The sequence below is a fragment of the Candidatus Electrothrix sp. genome, assembly GCF_052785085.1.
Genome location: NZ_JALAAI010000165.1, coordinates 1 through 6,949 on the forward strand (window position 1 = coordinate 1; position 6,949 = coordinate 6,949).

A 6,949-nucleotide genomic window follows, 5' to 3' on the forward strand; every position below is an offset into this window, starting at 1 on the left:
GGGCTGCATTGGTGCCGTTCTGGTCTCTCCAGGGCAGAACAGTAAAAGTATTGAAATCCGGCTTCAGGTACATATCAGACTCGTTGATGCGAACAAAACCATCAATTGAAGAGCCGTCGAACATCATCTGACCGTCCAGAGCTTTTTCGATCTGGCTCAACGGGATGGCAATATTCTTCATATTCCCAAGAATATCGACAAACTGGAGCCGGAAGAAATGTACATTCTGCTCCTCAATGATTTTCATGATCTCTTCACGAGTTGTTTTATTGCAGTTGCAGCCCATTTTGATCTCCTTATTGCATTAGGTGTTTATATGAAAGTACTCGGTGACTCCTTGGAATCACCCAATCAACTTTCATGTTTTGTTGTCCCTCCCAGAGAGGGAGGGAGGGGGTTATTACGTTATTATTAAAATAATCCGGCAGGCCGGATGATTACACGTTATGAGGGATCCTCTTCTCCATTGCTGACGATATGGAGCAGGGCATCTTTTACCCTGGCAAGGAGTTCTTTATCAAGGACTTTCTCCTGGTTTTCCGTAGTCACATAAAAAATATCAATAAGTTGCTCCACTTCAGTGGCTATTCTGGCTCGATGGATATTCAAATGAAAATCAGACAGGGTCTGGGTCAGCTGATACAGGGTTCCAGGTTGGTCATCACCATAGACTTCAATAACCGTGTGACGGGCTGAGGTCTCATTATCAATAACCACCTTATTGGCCAGCTGCTGCACCTGACGTCTTTGTCCGTACAGGGAGGATTCCAGTTTACTATAAAGGTTTCGGCCCACATCAAGACGATAATTAACTGCCTGATTCAAATCATACTCTAAAGCATTCCAATCCTGCTCATCAAAAGTAAGGCTTACCTCTGGAGCCAAATCCAGCAAGTCTACCACTGTTCCATCAGGCCAGGTAAAAATCCGGGCAGCCAGCACAGACAGGTTATGCAGGGCCAGTACCCCACAGAGTTTTGCCAGCAGGCCCTGCCTATCCTGGCAGAGCATGAGCAAAGACCAGGAGCCTTGCTTTTTCTCGGGAAAGAGCAAAACCTTTTGTTGCAGGACAGCTGCCTGATCCCGGTGCAGGCGCAGATGATGCATAACAAGTTCCGGGGTAAAGCTGATCAGATAATCTGTAGGCAGCTCTTCCACAGCTATCCGCAACAGAGCCTCATCAGCTTGTGCCAATGCATTAACCTGTTCCTGCAACCAGGCCAGCCCCTGCTCTTTTCCCTGTTCAACATCAATATCGGTGGTGCATTCAGCTTCCAGACAGGAGCGTAATTTAAGAAACAAATCATTCAGGAGCGTTGCCTTCCAGGTTGACCAGGCCGAAGGCCCTGTTGCCTTGGAATCAGCCACAGACAAAAGATAGAGCATGGTCAACAGTTCAGCCTCTTTGATCAGCTCTGCCGTATCACGGATAAAATCCTGATCCTCAAGATCGCGACGCAGGGCGTTTTCCGGCAAAAAAAGATGATAACGAACCAGAAAGGCCATGATATCACAATCCTTTTCTCCCAATCCCATCCGCTGCCCAACCTCATCAATGAGATCTGCTCCCAGAACAGAATGATCTTTGCGCTGCCCCTTGCCAATATCATGGAGCAAGGCTGCCACATAGAGCAAATGGGGTGCTGAGAGAGAGGCAAACAACTCTTCTTCTTCCTGGCGCAAGGTGTACAGTTCAGCCACGGTCTGGATTTGATGACGATCCACCGTATAAATATGGTAAAGATCATGCTGGGCCAGGGATTCCACAGTAGCGAATTCCGGAATATAGGCTGGTAGCAAGCCGGTTTCCAGCATGGTTTCCAGGGCCGGAGCAGGGTTGTTTTTCGCTGTCAACAAGCCAAGAAAGGCATTGGCAACCCGCTTAGAAGAACGAAAAGAGTCATCCACCAAGTGCAGATTCCGGGTAACTGTCCGATGCGTGCTGTGATGAACCGATAAATCCTTTCGTACGGCCTGTAAAAAAAGACGCATAAGCAGGGCAGGGCGATTTGCCAATTCAGACTCTGAGGCGGTTAAGCGCAGGGTCTTCGCCCGGATTGAGATTCCTCGCTCAATTTCCTGCTCGCCCTTATCCTTTTCACTGAGTCCCAGCAGCTCGTGAACCTGCTCAAAAAACAGATCAGTCACCACAGCAATGGTTTGCAGATGCGCATAGACCTCACGCATAAAATACTCAACTGCCAACATCCCCATCCGATCCTCATAACCAAAGGCTGCTGCCATTTCTTCCTGCAATTCAAAATGCATCTGGTCGTTATGGCGGCGGCTGATATAGTGAAGGCGATTGCGGATACGGGCCAGCATATCCCAGGACTTCTGAAAACTGGTACGATCTGCCTTTGTCAGCATACCAGCATCTTCCATAGCATCAAGACCAGCAAGGCCAAAGACCGCTTTTGCTGTCCAGAGCATGGCCTGGATATCCCGCATGCCGCCTCGCCCCTCTTTAATATGAGGCTCAAGACGATAGGCATGGGTTCCGTATTTTCCCCGTCGCTCTATGCATCTTTTATCCATAGTGCGGACGAATTTCTGTCGCTGTCCGTACAGGATCTTTTTCTGATAACGTGTAAGCAGCTTCTGGTACAGGGATGCTGATCCGGCCAATTGCCGGGCATCCAGCAAAGAGACCTCAAAAATAAAGTCTTCCTTGGCAAAACGGATCGCGTCTTTCACGTTACGAACGCTGTGTCCGACCTCAAATCCTGCATCCCAGAGTGGATACAGGAGAGACTCGGCCACAGCCTGCATATCTTTTTTTGACTTGCGATCATGGAGCAAGAGCAAGTCTACGTCAGAGTAGGGGTATAACTCCTGCCGACCATAGCCGCCCAAAGCAACCAGAGCGATTTCACCGTGTGCCTGCTGAACTGCTGGTGAAGCGTTAAAATGGTCAATTATAAAGGCATCAACCAGTGCAGTATGTCGAAGCAGTAGTTGGTGACCGCTCAACCCTTGGTGCCAGAGTTCTTCCAGGGCCTGTTGCTGGGCATGCAATTCCTGGGACATCAGCGGACAGCCTCAACCAGTACCTTAAAAGGATCTATAATAACTTTTATCTTCCTCATATCTTTCTCTCAATTCTTTATCAGGATCCTTTTTCAGCTCCTGCTCATCCAACAACAGATGCCAAGAGCCAACATACAACGAGAACTCAAAACTTGAAACAGCTAAGTCAACCCTGCTGCTGCCAAAATAAAGACCGTATCCGCTCTGATAATCATTCATTTCTCTTTTGTCAAAAAAGATTACATTTTTGTAATTCAGGAAGAACGAAATATAACAAAGAAGAAATAACCTTTCAAGCAATGCATTCCAGATACGTAGAAAAACTTCATCCTCCAACAAATATTATGAGAAAAACCAGATAGTTTAGTTGATAGAGATCAAAAACAACATAATATGACCCCTTCAAGGCATTACCGATAAAAAGCAAAATCCGTTCCATTCCGAAAAAAACATACAAATTGGTCACGTACAATCATTACCCTGCCCTCAAAAAATTCTTCAACTTTACTCAATTCTTCCTTGACGCTTCTTCCCGAAGGTATAACAGTATAGAAGTCCATCATCAGTGAGAGTAAACAGGGAAACGCCTTCCTTGAATGTATTCCCCTTTGTATCAAACATCATGGAGTAATCACATACTATGAAACTGGAACTAAAGCACATCTTTACACTGTCAAACCTCATGACAGCTTTAGCGGTCTGTTTTTTTCTGCTTGCAGGGCAAGCCGGAGCAACAACCTCTGAAAATGAGATTGCGATGCTGGATCGTTCTGCTAAGGCCTTCAGCTCTGTTGTTCGCAAAGCCGGACCTGCTGTGGTCTATATTGGTGTGGAAAAAACAAGCAAAGCCTTTAACGGACGGGGCCAACTGGACATGTTCAACGATCCTTTTTTTGAACATTTTTTTGGCAAAAAATTTGATCGTTTTCGTCAAAAACCAAGCCCATTTAAACAGCACGGAGCAGGATCCGGCTTTATTATCTCCAAGGACGGTTTAGTGCTGACCAATAATCATGTGGTTGATGACGCAGACACCATCCGGGTTCGACTGACCGATAAACGGGAATTTACCGCCTCAGTGGTAGGAACAGACCCTCAATCCGATGTTGCTCTGATTAAAATTGACGGAGAGAACTTACCGACCCTGCCTCTGGGGGATTCGGACCAGCTGGAAGTGGGTGAATGGGTTATCGCTATTGGCAGCCCCTTTGAACTGAGCCAGAGTGTAACTGTGGGCGTGGTCTCAGCCAAGGGACGTTCCCGGATAGGCATCAATGATTATGAAAACTTCATCCAGACAGATGCGGCGATTAATCCAGGGAATTCAGGCGGGCCATTGCTCAATATTTACGGCAAGGTCGTGGGCATCAACACAGCCATCTTTTCCCGAAGCGGTGGATCTATGGGTATCGGCTTTGCCATCCCTGTCAACATGGCAAAATCTGTGGAAAAGCAACTTCGTAGCAACGGCAAGGTAACGCGCGGCTGGTTGGGTCTGGCGATTCAGGATATGAACGACGATCTTGCCCAGTCCTTTGGCGTACACAAGGCTGAAGGCATTCTGGTTGCCGAGGTGACCAAGGGTTCCCCTGCGGAAAAAGCTGGTCTCCAGCCCGGCGACATCCTGCTGGCCCTGAATAGAGATAAGGTTGTTGATGTGACAGATCTCCGTAACCGCATTGCCATGACCACACCGGGCAGCAAAATCAGCCTGCAAATTATTCGGGAAGGGAGAAAAAAGGAAATCCAGGTGATCATTGCTGAACAACCAGCTGACTTCAGTCGAGCCACCAGAATGCGTTCACAGAAAAAGAACAGCTCGCTGCTGGACAATATGGGGCTGACTCTTCAGGAACTTACTCCCGAACTTGCCCATCAGTTTGGCTACAGGGAGGGGCAAGGTATTCTTATCACCCAAGTTACTCCAGGAAGCCCTGCTGACAGCGTGGGCATTCAGGCAGGACAGCTCATTGAAGAGGTAAACAGGATACGGGTTCATAGCCTGATTGAACTGAAAAAAGCTGTAAAAAAAGAAAGAAATCCCGACCAAATTCTTCTGCGGATCAGAGCTGGTCAGTACAGCAAATACGTGGTTCTCCGAATGAACAAATAACAGACCTGCCCCCAGGTTCCCTGAAACTGTGGGGGCAACCTTCTGAGTCTGCTCTTTATTTTTTATGAGGGCAAGGGTAAACACACAGGTTTACCCCTACGATACATACAACAACACTACACCCTTTTATACCTCTTTCTCTACCGTTGCCTTGATATGTCCTCCAATCCTCCTGCTGAATCTTCGTCTCAGCTATCCATTAACTCCCTGGCAGATTTGACGGCTGCGGTCAACCGATTTGCTGAACAACGCAATTGGGATCAATTCCATAATCCCAAAAACCTTTCCATGGCTCTTATCGTGGAAGCTGCGGAGCTGGTGGAACATTTCCAATGGTTAACACAACAGCAAAGCAACACACTTGATCCAGAAAAACATGAAGCTGTGTCCATGGAGATGGCCGATGTTCTCATCTACCTTGTTCGCATGGCAGATCAACTGGATATTGACCTGTTAGCGGCTGCTCAGAAAAAAATTCTCCTGAATGGTGAAAAATATCCGGTGGAAAAGGCCAAAGGGAGAGCAGATAAGTATACTCGGTATCAACAGTACCCCAATCCGTGATTGCAAAACATCAACAGGTTGTCTGCTTCTTTTTCCCCCAGGATGGAATTGCCATTATCCAGCCCTTGGGAGGCGGTCTTGTTAATGATACCTGGCAGCTCAGCCTGCAATCTGGCAGGAAATATATTCTTCAGCGCCTGAATCCCTCGGTCTTTCCTGATCCAATGGCGGTTCAGGATAACCTCCGCAAGGTCACCGAACATATCCATACTCAGCTCACTACCCATCCTCACCTGAGTGATTCAATCAATCGCAAGTTCAACCTCTTTCACCTGGTCAGCAATCAAGCCGGAGAAACAAGCTACCAGGACAGCACAGGAGCTGTTTGGCGCATCCTGACCTATCTTGAGCATACATGCTCTCTGCGTTCAATCTCCACTCCTGCTCAGGCGGAAGAGATCGGGGCAACTCTGGGCCTGTTTCACCAACTGCTTGCAGATCTGCCCCTGGACGCGCTCACAGATCCTCTGCCAGGATTTCACAATACACCTCGCTATCTTGAGCAATATAAAGCTGTGCTTGCATCTTCCTATAATCCTGAAGATGAAGATTGTCGGAATTTCATTGAGCAGCACCGGAACCATGCCTTTTTCCTGGAAAACGCCCAGCAGCAAGGCAAGCTGGGCCAGCAGATCATTCATGCTGACCCCAAGGTTGCCAATTTTCTTTTTTCCGCAGACAAACAGCGAGTTGTCAGTCTTGTTGATCTGGACACGGTCAGGCCGGGCCTGCTGCTCCATGATATTGGCGACTGCCTCCGCTCCTGCTGCAATCCCTTGGGTGAAGAGGTAGAGCACCCTGACGAGATTATCTTTCATGCGGATTTTTTTGCAGCAGCTGTTCATGGGTACCTGGCAAGAGCTGCCAAACTGCTCACTTCCGAGGATAAGCGTCTTCTGGTTGACAGTGTCTGGCTGATCAGCTTTGAACTCGGGCTGCGTTTTTATAGCGATTATCTGGCTAATAACTGTTATTTTAAGGTTGATTATCCAGAACAGAATCTGTTCCGGGCCCGGATTCAATTTGCCCTGGCCCGCTCCATTGAACAGCAATATGAGCAACTGCGCAGAATGATCAGCTGAACAGCAAAATCACCTCTGTCTGATCCACTCTACCAGGCCCCTGACAGCCTTTCTGTAAAATGGACATAAGGCGCAATAACCCGACAGCCCTCAGGTTGGAGGCTCTCTCAGGCTCACGTTAATCAGCTTACCGTTACGTTGTATACCCAGAGCTGTTAAC

General features: G+C 47.8%; 6 protein-coding genes. 3 read left to right on the forward strand and 3 right to left on the reverse strand.

Annotated features, from left to right (window positions below; genetic code table 11):
- The 3 genes from L2082_RS17660 to L2082_RS17670 all read right to left on the reverse strand — a co-directional run.
- Positions 1-286: glutamine synthetase beta-grasp domain-containing protein (locus L2082_RS17660; protein WP_446012048.1), on the reverse strand; the 286-nt coding region annotated here is incomplete at its 3' end.
- A gap of 158 nt (positions 287-444) precedes the next feature.
- The gene (glnD, locus tag L2082_RS17665; RefSeq protein ID WP_446010387.1) at positions 445-3,030 is read right to left on the reverse strand and encodes a [protein-PII] uridylyltransferase; all 2,586 of its coding nucleotides are present in this window, start codon (positions 3,028-3,030) and stop codon (positions 445-447) included.
- Positions 3,031-3,054: 24 nt separating this feature from the next.
- Positions 3,055-3,249 (reverse strand): hypothetical protein, encoded by a 195-nt coding sequence (locus tag L2082_RS17670; RefSeq protein ID WP_446010386.1) that lies wholly within the window; start codon positions 3,247-3,249, stop codon positions 3,055-3,057.
- A 421-nt stretch (positions 3,250-3,670) separates the two neighbouring features.
- Between L2082_RS17670 and L2082_RS17675 the strand changes: the two genes are divergently transcribed.
- The 3 genes from L2082_RS17675 (at position 3,671) to L2082_RS17685 (ending at position 6,789) form a co-directional block, all read left to right on the forward strand.
- Positions 3,671-5,143 carry a DegQ family serine endoprotease gene (locus L2082_RS17675; RefSeq protein ID WP_446010385.1) on the forward strand — a complete coding sequence of 491 codons (1,473 nt, stop codon included), beginning with the start codon at positions 3,671-3,673 and terminating at the stop codon, positions 5,141-5,143.
- A gap of 156 nt (positions 5,144-5,299) precedes the next feature.
- Positions 5,300-5,707 (forward strand): nucleotide pyrophosphohydrolase, encoded by a 408-nt coding sequence (locus tag L2082_RS17680; RefSeq protein WP_446010384.1) that lies wholly within the window; start codon positions 5,300-5,302, stop codon positions 5,705-5,707.
- Complete coding sequence (locus tag L2082_RS17685) at positions 5,704-6,789, forward strand: phosphotransferase enzyme family protein (RefSeq protein WP_446010383.1); 1,086 nt, start codon at positions 5,704-5,706, stop codon at positions 6,787-6,789. Before L2082_RS17680 ends, L2082_RS17685 begins: the two co-directional genes overlap by 4 nt.
- Positions 6,790-6,949 lie beyond the last annotated feature (160 nt).